This is a genomic window from Microcoleus sp. K4-B3 (assembly GCF_036704615.1).
Lineage (GTDB): Bacteria > Cyanobacteriota > Cyanobacteriia > Cyanobacteriales > Microcoleaceae > Microcoleus.
On sequence record NZ_JAUBSF010000002.1, the window covers coordinates 68679 to 84403 of the forward strand.

Here is a 15725-nt window from a genome sequence, read left to right on the forward strand (position 1 = left end):
CCAATTCGTCTTAACAATATTTAACTTTTAAAAGTATCGAGAACCGGCAAATGTAGAAGACAATGGTTTAAATTGATTCTGGCGCTCATCTTCAGGTGCGATCGCGCGAAGGAGGAGTTTATGGGCATTCAAAACCCATCGTTCAGACGGAAAAAGTGGCTCAAATTTCTGGGTGGTTCGGCTGTTGGGTTGGCGGGACTGCTGGCAGTCTGGATTGTGGGTGGCAACTATATCGCCTCTGTGCAGGAAAAAGAAATCGAGCAGGATTTAGCAGCATATGCCCAACGGTTTCCCAAAACAGAGCCGAATGATGCGGCGTTGAAGCTGGCGGCGTCGGTCGCTAAATTGGGGTTCAGTGGAGGCTGGACAAGTTTCTCTCCTGTCGATCGCTACATCGGGTCTGTGACTGATTTTAGGCCTTCAGAGGACGATCGAAAGGCATTTGAAGAAATCAGAGAAGAATTAAACCAGTACCTAGACGCTGAGATTGCCAAACCAAACAATACCGTAAATCCACCTTCAGAGAAATTACAGCGCTATCTCGCCTCCAAGCAAACGGCTTTAGCAGAACTTCGCCAGCAGGTTTTAAATAATGAAGTGCCGCACTGGGGAACCGATATTACCGCGATTCAGGAAGGAGATATGACGATGCTCCTACCCAGTTATTTATCGCAGGCTAATTTCCAAAAAGTTTTAGCCCTAGACATTCTAGAAAAATACCGTAAAGGTCAGACGGAAGCGGCAGCAGAAATGCTGGAAGTATCCTGGAAAATCAACCAGTCTTTAACAGAAAGCCCCTTCCTAATCTCTCCACTGGTGGCTTTGATTGTGACTAAATATCAAGCAGGGGTGATGCGGAAAGTCGATCGCCTTCCGGCCCAGTGGCAGCAGCGCTTACTGGAACGCGATTACCGCGAATCGATATTGACATCCTTGCAGGGAGAATATTTGTCTCAGTTCAAATTTTGGCAGCACTTCGCTTGGAAATACTCCTGGTCTTCGATACAAGAAGCATCAGGGGCTTCTAGTGTTCTGGGAATATTTACAGGATTTACGGACACGAACGATCCCCCAACTTTAGAAGAGAAAATTTTAGACTGGACTTTATCTCATGTCCTGGTGTGGTTCAAGCCGGCGATCGAACCTTATGTTCGCTTTTGTGCGATCGATACTTATCAAGTCAATAAACGATCGCTTGCCACATCTCGCCAGCACAATGTTTGCGCTTCTGATTCAGTCACGGTAGATGACTTCGCCTGGTGGAATTATATCGGTTGGGTAATCTCTCCAAGCTTGTCCAGCCAAATCAGTAAAGCAGCCAAGTCGATGCTGGACTTGGAACTGACTCAGAAAATTTTGCAAGTCAAAGCACTAGCAGCCAAAGCCGGAAAATGGCCGCCATCGGTTCCCGAGATGAAGTCGTCTATTTGTCCGGGGGCAAAATGGCTGTATCGCGTTGCTCCCGATGGTACGATGTCGATCTCGTTTAGCGAGAAACCCAAATGGTTGGAGGAGAGATTAAAGAGCAACAGAGCGCTACCATTTACCTATAGCGACAAGACACCGCCGCAGCTCAAAAACCGAGCCTCTACCCGACCAAAGCGATGATGGCACATCCCCAACGACAGTTTGCGACCTTCCTCACCGTTGCCTTTCTCAGCAGCACGTTCGCGCTGGCAACCGTTGGCGAAGCCTCGGGAAAAAGTGCCTCAGATCCCCAGATTTCCACCTACATCAAACAGTTAAAAACCGATAAGGATTGGCGCCAGCGCAGTCAGGCAGCATCGGCATTAGGTGGGATGAGTCAGAAAGCCGATACGGTGGTTCCCGCTTTGATTGAAGCCTTGCAGGATAGAGATGAAGTGGTGCGCCTGCGAGCCACCTTTGCCTTGGCGAAATTTGGCTCGCAGGCTGCTCCCGAACTGATAGAAGCGCTGAAGGCGGAAAATGAAGCGGCTCGCACCAGTGCAGCATTTGCCTTGAGATACATGGGCTTTCCGGTTGCTCCGATGCTCGCGGACGCGCTCAAAAGCGGAGATATTAGAGTTCGGTCTTTAGCTCTCTCGACATTGAAGCAGATGGCAACAGACTTGCAACGCCGTCCTTTATCTCAATCGCCTTCTATTGCCCAGTTGGAGCAGGCGGTATCTGCTTTGGAGGAAGCGCAGCAAGAGATGGAGCGGTTTCGGAAGCTGCGAAATCCGGAAAATTCCATTGGACTGCGCCAGGCAGTATACGCATCGGAAGACGAACAAGCCATCCGTCAATCCATGATTGCCTTGAGAAGGGAAATTCAAGACTACTACACTGAAATTGCCCTCACAGTGAGTCTCCGGGTACTGGGGATTTTGATCTTGGTTGGTGCTTTCATCCTCTGGAGTCGTCCCGAGTTGCTCCTGCGCTTGAGCCGAGCCATTGTCCGCGCCAAAGAAAACCGAGCAGTTTTAGCGCAGGTGCTCGCGGAAGTTCAGCAATTCCTGAAGCAGGCAGGGGCGACAACCCAACGCGACGGCCAACACGGTCTGCAAATGACCTCAGCACCGGGTAGACTCAAGTCTTATACTCCTTTACCCGTAAGCTTTGCAGACGCACCGATCGATCGCGATGTGACAGAATTGGTGCAATCCTCGGCGCGGTTGGCGGGGAAACGCCCCCAGCAAGCGGGGATTCTCCTCTATCGAGAACCGCCGGATACTCTATTCCGGATGCGGATGGCAGAGGTGCGCCTGCGGGATGCTTTCGTTCTGTTGCCGATCCCATTGGCGGCTGTGGAGCAAGCCTTACTCGATGGTGGCGCATCTGCCGGACTGTTAGCTCAGTATACCGATCGCTATTTACCCGGTGCTGACTTATTTGACGATCGTAATGCGATTGGCGATACCATGTCGTTCTTCGGCCGCGGAGAACTCTTGCAACGCCTGGAATCAGACCTTCGCCGCGCTCAAGGGATTGGGTTGTTTGGCTTGCGGAAGTCTGGGAAAACCTCGATTTTGCTGCAATTGGGGTTTGCCATGCGACGACATCCAGTCGTTCACATTGACCTGCAACCCTATGGAGGCAAACTCCGTTATGGTGCCGAATTGTTCGATGGTATCCTACAAAAACTCGCTCAGTTTCTGAAAGAACGATCGTCAAAATCCCGTTTTGACATCGCTCCTTTGCTGCCAGAACATCGCCCCGCTTCAGAATTAACCGCAGATTTTTCCCAAAATATCGGTCAACTTGCCTCAAAATTAAGTCAAGCGGGATATGAGTTACCGATTTTGCTATTTTTAGATGAAATCGAACGAATTCTCCCCACTCACAGCGATGTCCGGGAAAGAGCAGAAGAATTTAACGCCTGTTTTGGAGCATTTCGGGCATTGAGTCAGGAACGGCGACTGCTTTCTTTGCTAGTTGCTGACGTGCATCCAGACTGCAATCGAATCAATCAATGGCAACAAGCCGATGTCCCCACTAACCCAGTGTTTAACTTTTTTAAGGAAGTGTTTGTTCTCCCATTCTCCCCGGCAGAAACCACTCGGATGCTGACGGATATCGGAGAACTGATGGGCGTAAAATTTGACGAACCGACCCCGATCGCGATTCACAGAGAGAGTGGCGGACATCCCTTTGTTGCGCGACAGTTAGCCAGTTTGCTGTGTAAAAAACTGGTGGCAAATGGTCAGGGAGAAGTTCAATCGTCAGCCGCACAGCGCTATCTCGATCGACCTTTCACCTATTCGGGCATTTTAAAAGACTACTTTGCTCAAAATATTTGGGGCGATTTGGACAAACGCCACTTTGACTCGGCGATGGCAATCTTGAAATTGCTGTCCTGTAATGAAGACTTGGAAATCACCGGCAACGTTGTTGTCGATCGACTGCGCGACAGTCTGACCGAAAGTGATTGTTTGGATGCGCTTTTATGGTTGGAAGCCGTCGGGTTAGTTTCTGCCCAAGAATCGGAGGATCGCGATCGATATCGCATACAGATCCCCTTGATGTCGCGCTGGTTGCTGATGCAAATGAAAGAGGAGGAAATTCGCCAATGGCAGCTTCAGTAAGACCGGATTTTCGTTTGCCGATCGATGAATCTCGCTATTTTTTCGGACGCAGCCGTTTACTCTCGGAAATCGAGCGCTCGCCCTTTCGTGTGAGAATTCTGTTGGGAGGACGACGGTTGGGAAAAACCAGTACGTTAAATGCCATCAAGCGGACTCTGTTGGGTGTCAGCAAAGACGATCGTCAAGCTTTTCCCGTTCTGTTTAATTTGCAGCAAGAACGACCCAAGAGCTTAGAACAATTTCGCTATCTTCTGATTGCTAGATTGCAAGAAGCCTTTACTGAATATTATACCGGGAATCAAGCCACTTGGCAAAAAACTTATCATCGATTTCTCAGACAGATTCCCGGCGGATCGATCGACTTGGGTTTGCCCAAGTTCGGATTGAAATTGAACGTCACCAATCCCGATTGCGATCGTAGCTTAATTCACGAAGATTTTCGACAAGATTTATTGAAAATCATCAAGCAACTGCAACAGAAACAATTTACTGGAGTTTGCTTTCTGTTAGATGGATCTGAATTCATTGTCAGTCAAGATTGGGCTAACGATGCGTGGAGCTATTTACGCGCTCTGAAAGACACCGATACGGCTCTCAAACCCTTTGTCGGATTTATCTTATCTGGCTATCGCGACTTGAAAGATTACCAGCAGGCGGTGGGTTCTCCTCTACTGAATATTGCTGAAGTTGAGTGGTTGGGAACGTTAACCGAATCGGAAACGCGATCTCTCATTGCCTACCGCAGTCAGGAAGAAAAGATTTTACTGACAGAAGCAGAAGTAGATCGAGTCATCGAATGGGCAGGATGTCATCCCTATTTAACCCAACAATTACTCAACGAAATATTCGATAATTCCCATCAGGAAAAACTTCAATTTTCCGAGAATTTTATGCTCCATCTCATCCGGCAGCACGATCGAGATTTTTCTGCTTGGTGGGATGAAGATAAGCGTACCTATGGCTTTGGCAAAACCGAACAAACCGTGTATCTGGCACTGCTCGATCGAAGGGAGGGAACAGCCGAAACACTGGTTCAAACAACAAATTTGAGTTTTGGAGAAGTTGCTGATTCCTTGGAGGTTCTGGCGGGTACTGGCGTGATTCAAAACTTAGGGGACGAGCGATACAAAATGGGTGCTAAGCTATTCGAGCAATGGGTGGTGCAGGAGAGGAAGTTGGCTAGAAATTGATGGGGAGGCATTAAAGATATATAATAACATTTTACAAAGTTCGATCGCTCCATGAGGATGTATAAAAGATCTATGATAACCTTAACCGGATCATTTCTTCCCAGATATGTTCTACTGTTCTAATCCAAGGTGCTCTAATCCTTTCAATCCTGACAACTACAAATTTTGTCAAAGTTGCGGATCGCAAAGCCTCACGCCTCTCTTCAGAAACCGCTACCGCGTGATTCGACTGTTGGGCGAAGGGGGATTTGGCAGAACTTATGAAGCGGTAGATACCGATCGCATGGAAGATCCCTGCGTCATCAAGCAGTTTGTGCCCCAAGTTCAGGGAACATCAGCACTTTTTAAGGCAACAGAACTGTTTCAGCAAGAAGCGCAACGGCTTTACGAACTCGGCGAACATCCCCAAATTCCTCGATTAATTGCTTATTTTGAACAAGACAAGCGGCTTTATTTAGTACAAGAGTTGATTGAGGGGCAAAATTTACTGGCTGAATTAACTCAGCAGGGCATTTTTAGCGAAGAAAAAATTTGGCAGTTGCTAGCAGATATTTTGCCGATTCTGAAATTTGTGCACGATCGCAATGTCATTCACCGAGACATCAAACTTGAGAATATCATCCGCCGCCGCACCTCTGTTAGCTCATCCCTCCCAAAGGCGGGAAATTTTCGCAATTCAGCTTTCCGGAGGGGAGGGCGCGGAGAGTTAGTTTTGATAGATTTCGGCGTTTCCAAACAAGTGACGGGCTCGCTGATGAGCAAAGTAGGCACAACGGTAGGAACGCCCGGATATTCGCCGATGGAACAAATGCGGGGTCAAGTTTTCCCCGGAAGCGATTTATACAGTTTGGGGATAACTTGCCTGAGACTGCTAACTCAATGTTTGCCAAAAGTTGACGGTTCCGATGACCTTTACGACCCGATAAACGGCGGCTGGATTTGGAGAGAACGGTTGCCTGCAGGCACAAAAATCAGCAGCGAGTTGGCAAACATTTTAGATAAATTAATTCAAGATTATCTCAAAAATAGATATCAATCGGCTGATGAAGTAATCAAAGCTTTAAATCTATATTCTTTACCTCCCCAACCCAATTTTATCAAGGGAGGACAACTTGCTATCAATTCTTTTTCGACAAAGGGGGGACAACTTGCTATCAATACCCCGAGCGATCAAAGCGGGCAAATCAACAGCAATATCTCTGTCAATCCGAGGAAAAAATCCGACACCAATCCGCCATTGAACAAGGGAGTGAAAAGAATTGCTGCTGTCAAAAGCACTTTTGAATTTCAAGTAGTGACAGTAGACAAGGGCGGGAAGCCAACTAATCTTAACAACGGCAAAGCGCGTTTTTTTCAAGAACATCTCAGTAGCAGTACAGTCCTGGAAATGGTATCTGTTCCTGGCGGTACTTTCCTCATGGGTTCCCCTAACGATCGGGGTGACAGCGACGAAAAACCGCAGCATCCAGTAACTTTAGCATCTTTCTATATTGCCAAATTTCCAGTCACTCAGGCCCAGTGGACAGCAGTTGCAGCGCAGCCGGAAATTAAAATATTTCTCAATGCCGATGCTGCCCGTTTTAAAGGTGCAAATCGACCTGTAGAAAATGTATCTTGGTACGAGGCTGTGGAGTTTTGCGCTAGACTTTCTCGAAAAACTGGTAAGCGTTATCGCTTGCCTAGCGAAGCCCAATGGGAATATGCTTGCCGGGGGGAAACTACGGGGCCGTTTCACTTTGGGGAAACGATTACCAGCGAGTTAGCCAATTACAACGGAAATTCTAATTACGCTGAAGCGCCGAAGGGAATTTATCGCTTTCAAACGACAGATGTTGGCAGTTTTAAACCTAATGCTTTCGGATTGTACGATTTCCACGGAAATGTTTGGGAATGGTGCGCGGATTATTGGCACAATAATTATAACGGTGCGCCTGCTGATGGCAGCGTTTGGGAGTCGGACGGCGACTCTTCGCTGAGGTTGTTGCGGGGAGGTTCTTGGAACGATCGTCCTCCGAATTGTCGCAGCGCGTGCCGCCTCCGATATCAGCCGGATTGTAAGGCTAGTATTGTGGGTTTTAGAGTGGTGGTTTCTGTTGTTTAAAAATGGCGATTACCTACGGGATAGCTCCGCTTCACGCACTTTTTAACTTAACTACAATTTAACCAGCTAAAAACAGTTTTAACAGTCAATTCTAACTCAATTCCATTAAGTATTGGCAAATCAGTTGCACCTTCGTAAAGTTCCACTCTTTGCCCGGGAAATACCGCTAAAATACTTTCTTCTTCTGGAATCATTAACCACCCCAATTCAGTGCCTTGTTGCGAACAAGCAAGTAATTTAGCAAGCACTTTTGTTTGGCTTTGTTCGGGAGAAAGAATTTCGATCGCCCAGTCTGGATAAATTTCAAAGCGGTTAGCAATTCTACCCGAGGGTAGAAAGGGAATTCTTTCCCACCGGAATACTGCTACATCTGGGACGAGTGATACACCGCCGAAAGTGCAACGCAACTCGGGAAAAGCATAAGCAATCTTTGGTGTTTCTACTATTTGGTTGATGACATTGCAAAGCTTACCTTGCAATCTGCTATGTTCACCTTGAGGGATCGGTTTTTGAATAATTTGTTTGTTGATATATTCGCAAGCTGGCTCCGTTTCTGGAAGTTTTAGGAACTCCTCTAAGTTGGGCGATATTTTAATGACTGTAGTCATAGGTAAAGTAGATTTTAGATTTTAGATTTTAGATTTTAGATTGGATAGATACAGCGTATCCCAGGTTTATTAACAGCAGTAGGGACACGGCACTGCCGTGTCCCTACGGGGATTGAGCGATCGGCGGGTGTCATTCATCAACGTGGAATCTGCTGTATGAAGGACAAATTCTTGCCTTAACTAGCCTTCTTCTGAGGAGCCACTATGCGTTCTACACTCATAGCAGCCACGCTCAACGTCACCACAGCCATGCCGAGAATTGCCACAGGCTGTAACTTCTCATTAATAATTATAAACCCGAAGAGTGCGGTCATCGCCGGCCCTAAAGTGCCAATTACTGACGCTAAGGCGGCCCCCGCAAAGCGGATGGCAAAATTATTCAAAAGATAGCTAAACAGCGTCAGCACCCCTAAAACAACGCCTCCCACAATCAAACCGGGCCAAACATTTTGGTCGATTTTAGGAGCAAAATTGTCCGACAGTGGCACCCACAAACTCAGGGAAGAAAATACAAAAATCGCGGCGAAATTAACTAAACTAAAAGGAATTGGGTGCAGCTTGCCCGCGGCCATTTGCGTCAGCAATACGTAACCTGCAAAGGTAATCCCAGAAGCCAGTGCCGCCGTGACTCCCACCCCGACATTGCCGCCGCCCGGAGCTTGCACCGCAAAACTGGGCGACCCAGCCAAAATCAGACCTGCGGTAATTCCCAACATCGCCAAAAAGCCGACTGTGCTGGGGCGAGAGCCAAACAAGATCCAAGAACCCAGTACGGTGACGATCGGGTAAATAAAGAAAATCGTAATCGCAATCCCCGCCGGAATATTGCCGATCGCCAAATAAATCAAAACCTGAGACAAAAACAGAAAAAATGCACTTCCTAAAACCTTGCCCCACAAAGCTCGATCGCCCGACTCGAACAACCGTCTAATATCTTTCCACACAGAAGGATACAAAAATGTCGCCAATATCGGCATCAAAGCCATCACCACGATCAGTCGCATCAACAAAATCAACAAAGAATTTCCAAAACCTGGAGTCACCACCCCCGGAAATTCAAACAAGCCAAAAACCATCCGAGGATTTTTGCCTTTAATCAGAATTCTCAAACACACATTAAATAGCGACAATACCACCGCCGAAGACAAAGCCAGCACCAAACCTGTCTGTACTTGAGAAGCTGCTTTAGCGGTTGCTGGAGAGGGCACTGAAGAGGGTTCCGGCAGGGGTTCTCGCGGCGTTTCCACAGGTGTTGGCTGCAGAAGTTGCGGGCGGACAGAATTAGTTGATTCCTCGGGATAGGAATCTTGAGCATCGAAAGGATTGTCAAGATATTCTTCTTCTTCTTCGAGTTCTTCCCTGATGCGGTTTACGAGATTTTGTAACAGCTCTTCCCCTTGCAGTTCCAGGGTTTTCATGTTGTTGAGCCGCACGGATAGCTCGCTTTCATAACTGGTTAAATCTTGTTCCAGCATCTGGAAACTGCGATCGATCCTTTCATCCAGCGCCGCCAGCAACTGCGAGGCCCGTTCGTCGTAGTTGCTCGGCGGTAGGGGTATCGGGAACTCGCCGCTGGGGATAGGGCTGCTGAGAGAATGTCCCGAGTTAGCGCTGAGTTCGTTGAACCGCTGCACCAACAAATCTTGCAAATTGTGAGCCAAAACTTGAGCCAACTGCTTCAGCCACAATTGCTGCTGCTGAATGTATCGCCCAGACAGAGATTCCATTTGCTGAGACTGCAATTTGCGATATTGCTCCCGGAGGTCTTCAATATCTTCAATCAGGTGATTTTTTTCAGTTTGCAGGCGAGTAATGTCCTGATTTAACTGGCCTTTGACATTTTCATGCAAAGCGTCGAGTTCTTGCATTACTGAGTGGAGGACTTCTTCTGCTGATTGTGCATCCTCTGGCTCGCCCTTTGACGAGTATACGTTCCGCTGCGCCATTAGCCTATAACCTCTAATTTAAACTGCACGTTCAGTGTTCTTAAGTATTTTGCCAAATCAGGTCGCAAGTTATAGTGAGTTGATCTAAGAGATTGCGAACACTGTTTAATCAATAGTAGTCGCTCAGTTGGAGATGTGAAAAATTTGCGATCGCCCCAAGAACACTTTGTGCAATTAGAAATCATACTACAGCTTGACCTCTCCACGGATTGCCCCCGGTAATTCTCGCATCTAACTCACCCGATTGCACCCGAATCACAAGCCTAATGACCCCTTCTGCGACTAAATTTGATTGGGGGGTGGCACTCCTAGCCCCTCAACGGATAACTCGATCCTGCGGCCAGAAACCGGGTTTCTTTTGCCCGCGTCTCTCCCGCACTCCCGCACCCAGATTTATTATATTAAAGGTTCCGATCTTTTGCTCGCGAAAGTTTTAAGAGGCGATCGCACCCTCAAAAAGCCACCCCGCGCCATCAAAAAATTAACACACCTCATCCCCCAAGAGCAATAGATATGGCATCAGAAATTTATGACAATTCCTTTACAAACGATCGACAAAAACTGAATATTTCCTCAGAAGCCGAAGTCTTTGTCTTTCCGGCATCATTTGCCCAGCAGCGGTTGTGGTTTCTCGACCAATTCGCACCGGAAAACCCTTTCTATAATGTAGTAACAGCACTGCGCTTAACTGGTTCCCTCAACTTAACAGCTTTAGAGCAAACATTCAACGAAATAGTGCAGCGCCACGAAACTTTGCGAACCACTTTTGCAGCGGTATCAGGTCAACCAGTGCAGATAATCTCTCCCGCTTTCAAGACTAATTTAAAAGTATTAGACTTGCAAAATTTGCCACCAGAACAACGGGAAACAGAAGCAAAGAAACTCGCCGCAGCAGAATCTCTTCGCCCTTTCAATTTATCCACCGGGCCGCTGATGCGAGTAACCATCCTGCGGCTGACAGAGACCGAGCATATTCTCTTGCTAAATATGCACCACATAGCCTCCGATGATTGGTCGATCGGTGTGCTAATTCGAGAACTGGAAGCTATCTATACAGCTTTGATAAATCAACAGCCATCTCCCCTCCCAGAATTATCACTTCAATATGCCGACTTTGCCGAGTGGCAGCGCGAATGGCTGCAAGGTGAAGTATTAGAAAATCAGCTAGCTTATTGGCGGCAGCAATTGCACGGGATTTCTGTGTTAAATTTGCCGACGGATCGCCCTGCACCAGCTAGGCAAAATTATCGGGGAAAAACTCAATATTTAGAACTGCCTAAAAAGCTGAAGGACGCACTTTTAGCGCTCTCGCAGCGAGAAGGAGCGACTTTATTTATGACATTGCTCGCAGCATTTCAAACTTTGCTTTACCGCTACTCGCAACAAGAAGATATTGTTGTCGGTTCGCCGATCGCCAATCGCAACCGCAGCGAAATAGAAGCATTAATCGGTTTTTTTGTCAATACTTTAGTGCTGCGAACAGACTGCTCGGGAAACCCGACATTTCGAGATTTTTTGGGCCGGGTGCGGGAAGTAACCCTGGGAGCTTACGCTCACCAAGATTTGCCTTTTGAGAAGCTAGTCGAGGAATTGCACCCAGAGCGATCTCTGAATCGCCACCCGCTTTTTCAGGTGGTATTCGGGCTGCAAAATGCGCCGCTGGACGAGCTAGAATTGCCAGAATTAAAGTTGAGTTCTTTCCCTTTGGAGACTCAAACAACGCGCTTTGATTTAGAGCTGTATTTGTGGGAAGCTTCCGATAATTTTAGGATCAGATACGGCGAACATTGGGAAGATTCGGAAGGCCTCAGAGGCTTAGCTGTGTACAAGACGGATTTATTTGATGAAGTTACGATCGCCCGAATGCTGAGGCATTTTAAAACGCTGCTGGAAAGCATTGTTGCTAATCCAGAACAAAGAATTGCTAACTTACCTTTATTGAGCGAGGATGAAGTGAATCAATTATTCAGAGAATGGAACGATACTCGGACAGATTATCCTCAAAATAAGTGCATTCATCAGTTATTTGAACAGCGAGTTGAGCAGCATCTGGAGGATGTCGCCCTAACTTTCGACAGCCAGCACCTCACTTACAGAGAACTCAACAGTCGCAGCAACCAACTGGCGCGCTATCTACAAAAACTGGGCGTGGGGGCGGAGGTTTTAGTGGGGCTTTGTGCAGAGCGATCGATCGATCTAATTGTGGGGATGTTGGCTGTACTGAAAGCGGGAGGAGCCTACCTACCGTTAGATCCGAGCTATCCGCGCGATCGGCTAAACTTGATGCTGGAAGATGCTCGAGTTAAAGTCTTGCTAATTCAGGATAAATTGATTGAGAATTTCCGAGATTTCTCAAACTCGGTGATTTACTTCGATCGCGACTGGGAAGACATAGCCAAAGAAAGCGCCGAAAATCCCGCCAACACCGTAACAGCAGACAACCTAGCTTACGTTATTTACACATCTGGCTCCACAGGAAAACCCAAGGGAGTTGCTGTCACCCACAAAGCAGTAAATCGGCTGGTACTCAACACCAACTACATAAAAATAGAACCGGGCGATAAAATAGCCCAAGCATCAAACGCTTCATTCGATGCAGCCACATTCGAGATTTGGGGAGCCTTGCTTAACGGCGCTCAACTCGCGGGAATTAGCACTAATATTACCCTTTCGCCTCACGATTTAGCCTTAGAACTGCGCCAACAAGCCATCACAGTTTTGTTTTTAACAACTGCCTTATTTCAACAAATTGCTAGAGTTTTACCGCAAGCTTTTAATTCGCTGCGCTGCTTGCTGTTTGGCGGAGAAGCGGCCGATATGAGATGGGTTAAAAAAGTTCTCACACAAAATCCAACCACTAAATTAATTCACGTTTACGGGCCGACAGAAAATACCACATTTTCGGCTTATTACTGCGTGCAAGACGTACCCGAAACTGCAACATCTATCCCCATCGGCCGCCCGATCGCCAACACGCAAATTTATCTCCTCGATGCGGATTTGCAGCCGGTGGCGATCGGTGTTATAGGTCAATTGTACGTCGGCGGTGACGGACTGGCGAAAGGCTACCTCAACCAGCCTGATTTAACTGCTGCTGCATTCATTCCTAATCCTTTTAGCAATAAATCGGGTTCTAGCCTTTATAAAACAGGTGATTTAGGCCGCTATTGGGTTGACGGCAACATCGAGTTTTTAGGCCGCGTTGACGACCAAGTAAAAATTCGCGGCTACCGCATCGAATTGGGAGAAATTGAAGCGGCTTTGTGCCAGCATCCACAAGTGCGCGAAGCAGTAGTAATTGTGAGGGAAGACATCCCCGCCGATAAACATTTGGTAGCTTATGTTATTCCTGACGGCATTAATGAAAAATTAGAAATTCCCAATCTCAAGTCAAGTGACTTGCGCCAATTTTTGAAAGAAAAGTTACCAGGATATATGGTTCCTGCAACTTATGCAGTGTTGGAGAATATGCCACTGACGCCTAATGGCAAAGTAGACCGCCGCACCTTGCCCGATATAGATACAGACAGCGAGGATATAACAGAAAATTATGTAGCGCCTCGGACTGAACTCGAAAAGGCGATCGGTAAAATTTGGGCTAAAGTTTTGGGAAAACAGCAGGTTAGTATCTACGATAATTTCTTTGAACTAGGCGGGCATTCCCTGCTAGCAACTCAGTTGATTTCTCGCATCCGAGACGCTTTGCAAGTCGAGTTATCGGTCAGCAATTTGTTTGAGGCTCCGACTGTGGCGAGTCTGGCAAAATACATTGAGACAATGCGCTGGGCTGCGAAAGGTTTGGATACTCCCAGAACCGACGAAAATGAGCGAGAAGATGTGGAATTTTAAGGCCTTACATAATTGCGGGATGATTTTGATTGTTTTGTGGGATGGGCGTCCAAAAGTGAGATGCTCCCCATAAAAATAAGGTAAAAAATCATGACTCCACACTCAACATTTTGGAGCTGACCCACAGAGCAAGCGCTTCAGCAAACACGATCGCTCTACACCCGCTATCTTTAAGCCGTCTGTCGTGCGAAACAACGCTTTTCGGGAGTGACAAATCAGGGATATATCTACCTCACGAGAACCTCACATTTTCTTCACATTTTAAACGTAATGTTGATAGCCCTAAATCCGCATCATGAAATCATAAAAGAGTTATCTCAGTTTTTTACCCGTCCAGTAGATGAGGTCATTTACAATAACGACTTTTATGGCGGGCTGGTAATTTAATAACACTATCGATAAGTCATAAAAACTCAACGAAAGTGAGCAGGCTGAGGCACTGAAACTGCAATATTGTTGCCTAAATATAGCAGTGAAAGGCAGACTGTGAGTGGAAAAAGCAAGTTAATGGTAACAGAAATTATGTTGGAGCGACTGTTTAAAAAACCTGTGAATTGGATAAGCTCTACTATAGTAAGTGTTCCCAAAGGTATAGATTATATTGAGCAACTCGGATTATGGTTAAACCAACGACGAAAGAAACAAAATCTGAGATTCAATCGAAACTCGACGAGGTGAAAACAAAAGCCTCTAGTTTCGATAAAAAAATTAGAAATTGACCACTGGAGTCGTCTTACAGAGTAGAGGAAGTCTAACAAGACGCACCGTCATTGTTTCTCAAAAAATTTTGCTTTTTTGTGAAATTTTAGTAAGGTTTAACACTTCTGGGAGGTTTTACTTATGGCTGGTCCATTTCGAGTTGCACCACAGGAAATAAAAAGTGGAATTCCCACCTGGGCTTTTGGAAGACAAACTAAAGTGATCGTTGATTGTCAAGCCGATGGTAATTGTGATATGACTGCTGGTGGTTCTGATACTGAAGTTAATGTGCTTAGAGTAGGTAGAAATGAATTTCAGCGTTCATTTGGTGGTGTGCTATTAGCCATTAAAAATTTAACTCTAGAGGATATTACCGTGACGACAGAATAAAAGTGAACCGCCCTAATAAAATTTTAACTGGCTCTAAATTGTATGAGTTTTCGTAATGGGACAATTTTCTGACACGGGCAAGTCTTTTTGGATTCAGTTATCGCCGAAAACTATCAATTTAGGAGGTCATCAATAATGAAAGAGAAATTCTTACTACTTCTCGTTTTATTTCTTGTTTGGAGTTCTACTTTTTTTGGATTTTCAGGTGAAGCTTTTGCATGGACTTTCGACAAAAGCAGGATGGAATTTGTTGGTCAACTCACAAACGCTGAACAGAATAGATTTGACATATTTCAAAATGAGATTCAAAATGATGGGGCTAATCCGAGAGACGCAGCTCAAATGGCCGGTGATACAAACTACAGAAAATTGCAAGGAACTCAAAACCAATTTGAGATTCGCTTAAGTCAAGCAACGCGGGCTACGTTTTTCGTTGATGATGCAAACCAAGTAGTTACTATGAGTCAAATCGGCGGTCATACATAATCCCAACTCCAGTGCGATCGCCGCTTTCAACGATAGCATTTCGTCAGTCAGGATTGTAGGATAACAAGCCAGAAGGCATCACATCCGTTGACCCCCATTGCCAGTGGTGGCAGTGGGGGATTTTGATTTGTGATTTAAGGAGAATACTCATGTCTTACCTTACGAAACTCTGTCGATCGTCAAGTTTAATAGCTTTTGTTGCTTGTGGTGCAATTCTACCTGTAATTCCCAGGGAACCTGCTTTGGCAAGACCCACATCTCCTAGCAGTTATCAAAGTTCTTGTCAGAATATTAAGATTACCGGAGCGACTTTATCAGCAAGATGTCGTCTAGTTAATGGCTCAACCAAGTCAACATCAATTTTGATTCGGGGAATAGAGAATCAAAATGGAAACTTGACGTATTCTCGC

10 protein-coding genes are annotated in these 15725 nt (G+C 46.3%); 8 read left to right on the forward strand and 2 right to left on the reverse strand.

The genetic code is table 11. The features are described 5' to 3' along the window. Positions 1–120 precede the first annotated feature (120 nt). From QUA78_RS01790 to QUA78_RS01805, 4 genes are all read left to right on the forward strand, one after another. Positions 121–1608: a hypothetical protein gene (locus QUA78_RS01790; protein ID WP_333304096.1), complete on the forward strand. Its 1488-nt coding sequence runs from the start codon at positions 121–123 to the stop codon at positions 1606–1608. Further along, positions 1605–4046 (forward strand): HEAT repeat domain-containing protein, encoded by a 2442-nt coding sequence (locus tag QUA78_RS01795; protein ID WP_333304097.1) that lies wholly within the window; start codon positions 1605–1607, stop codon positions 4044–4046. The genes QUA78_RS01790 and QUA78_RS01795 overlap by 4 nt, the downstream gene beginning before the upstream one ends. Next, complete coding sequence (locus QUA78_RS01800; RefSeq protein ID WP_333304098.1) at positions 4031–5236, forward strand: helix-turn-helix domain-containing protein; 1206 nt, start codon at positions 4031–4033, stop codon at positions 5234–5236. Before QUA78_RS01795 ends, QUA78_RS01800 begins: the two co-directional genes overlap by 16 nt. Before the next feature lie 106 nt (positions 5237–5342). Continuing rightward, on the forward strand, positions 5343–7337 hold the full coding sequence (locus QUA78_RS01805; protein ID WP_333304099.1) for a bifunctional serine/threonine-protein kinase/formylglycine-generating enzyme family protein: 1995 nt from the start codon (positions 5343–5345) through the stop codon (positions 7335–7337). Between the two features lie 47 nt (positions 7338–7384). Here QUA78_RS01805 and QUA78_RS01810 read toward each other — a convergent pair whose 3' ends face one another. After that, positions 7385–7945, reverse strand: a complete 561-nt coding sequence (locus tag QUA78_RS01810; protein WP_333304100.1) for a Uma2 family endonuclease — start codon at positions 7943–7945, stop codon at positions 7385–7387. 176 nt (positions 7946–8121) lie between these two features. Further along, positions 8122–9891 (reverse strand): EamA family transporter, encoded by a 1770-nt coding sequence (locus QUA78_RS01815; RefSeq protein WP_333398521.1) that lies wholly within the window; start codon positions 9889–9891, stop codon positions 8122–8124. Between the two features lie 513 nt (positions 9892–10404). On the opposite strand from QUA78_RS01815, the gene QUA78_RS01820 reads away from it, so the two are divergent. The 4 genes from QUA78_RS01820 to QUA78_RS01835 form a co-directional block, all read left to right on the forward strand. After that, a complete protein-coding gene (locus QUA78_RS01820) occupies positions 10405–13740 on the forward strand; it encodes an amino acid adenylation domain-containing protein (protein WP_333398523.1) in 3336 nt (1111 codons plus the stop codon). 840 nt (positions 13741–14580) lie between these two features. Continuing rightward, complete coding sequence (locus QUA78_RS01825; protein WP_333305970.1) at positions 14581–14829, forward strand: hypothetical protein; 249 nt, start codon at positions 14581–14583, stop codon at positions 14827–14829. Positions 14830–14964: 135 nt separating this feature from the next. Then, positions 14965–15315, forward strand: coding sequence for a hypothetical protein (locus QUA78_RS01830; RefSeq protein WP_333305968.1), 351 nt, complete (start codon positions 14965–14967; stop codon positions 15313–15315). A gap of 149 nt (positions 15316–15464) precedes the next feature. Next, a partial coding sequence (locus QUA78_RS01835) for a CVNH domain-containing protein (protein ID WP_333398524.1) occupies positions 15465–15725 on the forward strand: 261 nt, incomplete at its 3' end.

Coding starts and splice junctions, on each gene's coding strand:
- QUA78_RS01790 (WP_333304096.1), top strand. CDS start 121: ATGGGCATTCAAAACCCATCGTTCAGACGGAAAAAGTGGCTCAAATTT.
- QUA78_RS01795 (WP_333304097.1), top strand. CDS start 1,605: ATGATGGCACATCCCCAACGACAGTTTGCGACCTTCCTCACCGTTGCC.
- QUA78_RS01800 (WP_333304098.1), top strand. CDS start 4,031: ATGGCAGCTTCAGTAAGACCGGATTTTCGTTTGCCGATCGATGAATCT.
- QUA78_RS01805 (WP_333304099.1), top strand. CDS start 5,343: ATGTTCTACTGTTCTAATCCAAGGTGCTCTAATCCTTTCAATCCTGAC.
- QUA78_RS01810 (WP_333304100.1), bottom strand. CDS start 7,945: ATGACTACAGTCATTAAAATATCGCCCAACTTAGAGGAGTTCCTAAAA.
- QUA78_RS01815 (WP_333398521.1), bottom strand. CDS start 9,891: ATGGCGCAGCGGAACGTATACTCGTCAAAGGGCGAGCCAGAGGATGCA.
- QUA78_RS01820 (WP_333398523.1), top strand. CDS start 10,405: ATGGCATCAGAAATTTATGACAATTCCTTTACAAACGATCGACAAAAA.
- QUA78_RS01825 (WP_333305970.1), top strand. CDS start 14,581: ATGGCTGGTCCATTTCGAGTTGCACCACAGGAAATAAAAAGTGGAATT.
- QUA78_RS01830 (WP_333305968.1), top strand. CDS start 14,965: ATGAAAGAGAAATTCTTACTACTTCTCGTTTTATTTCTTGTTTGGAGT.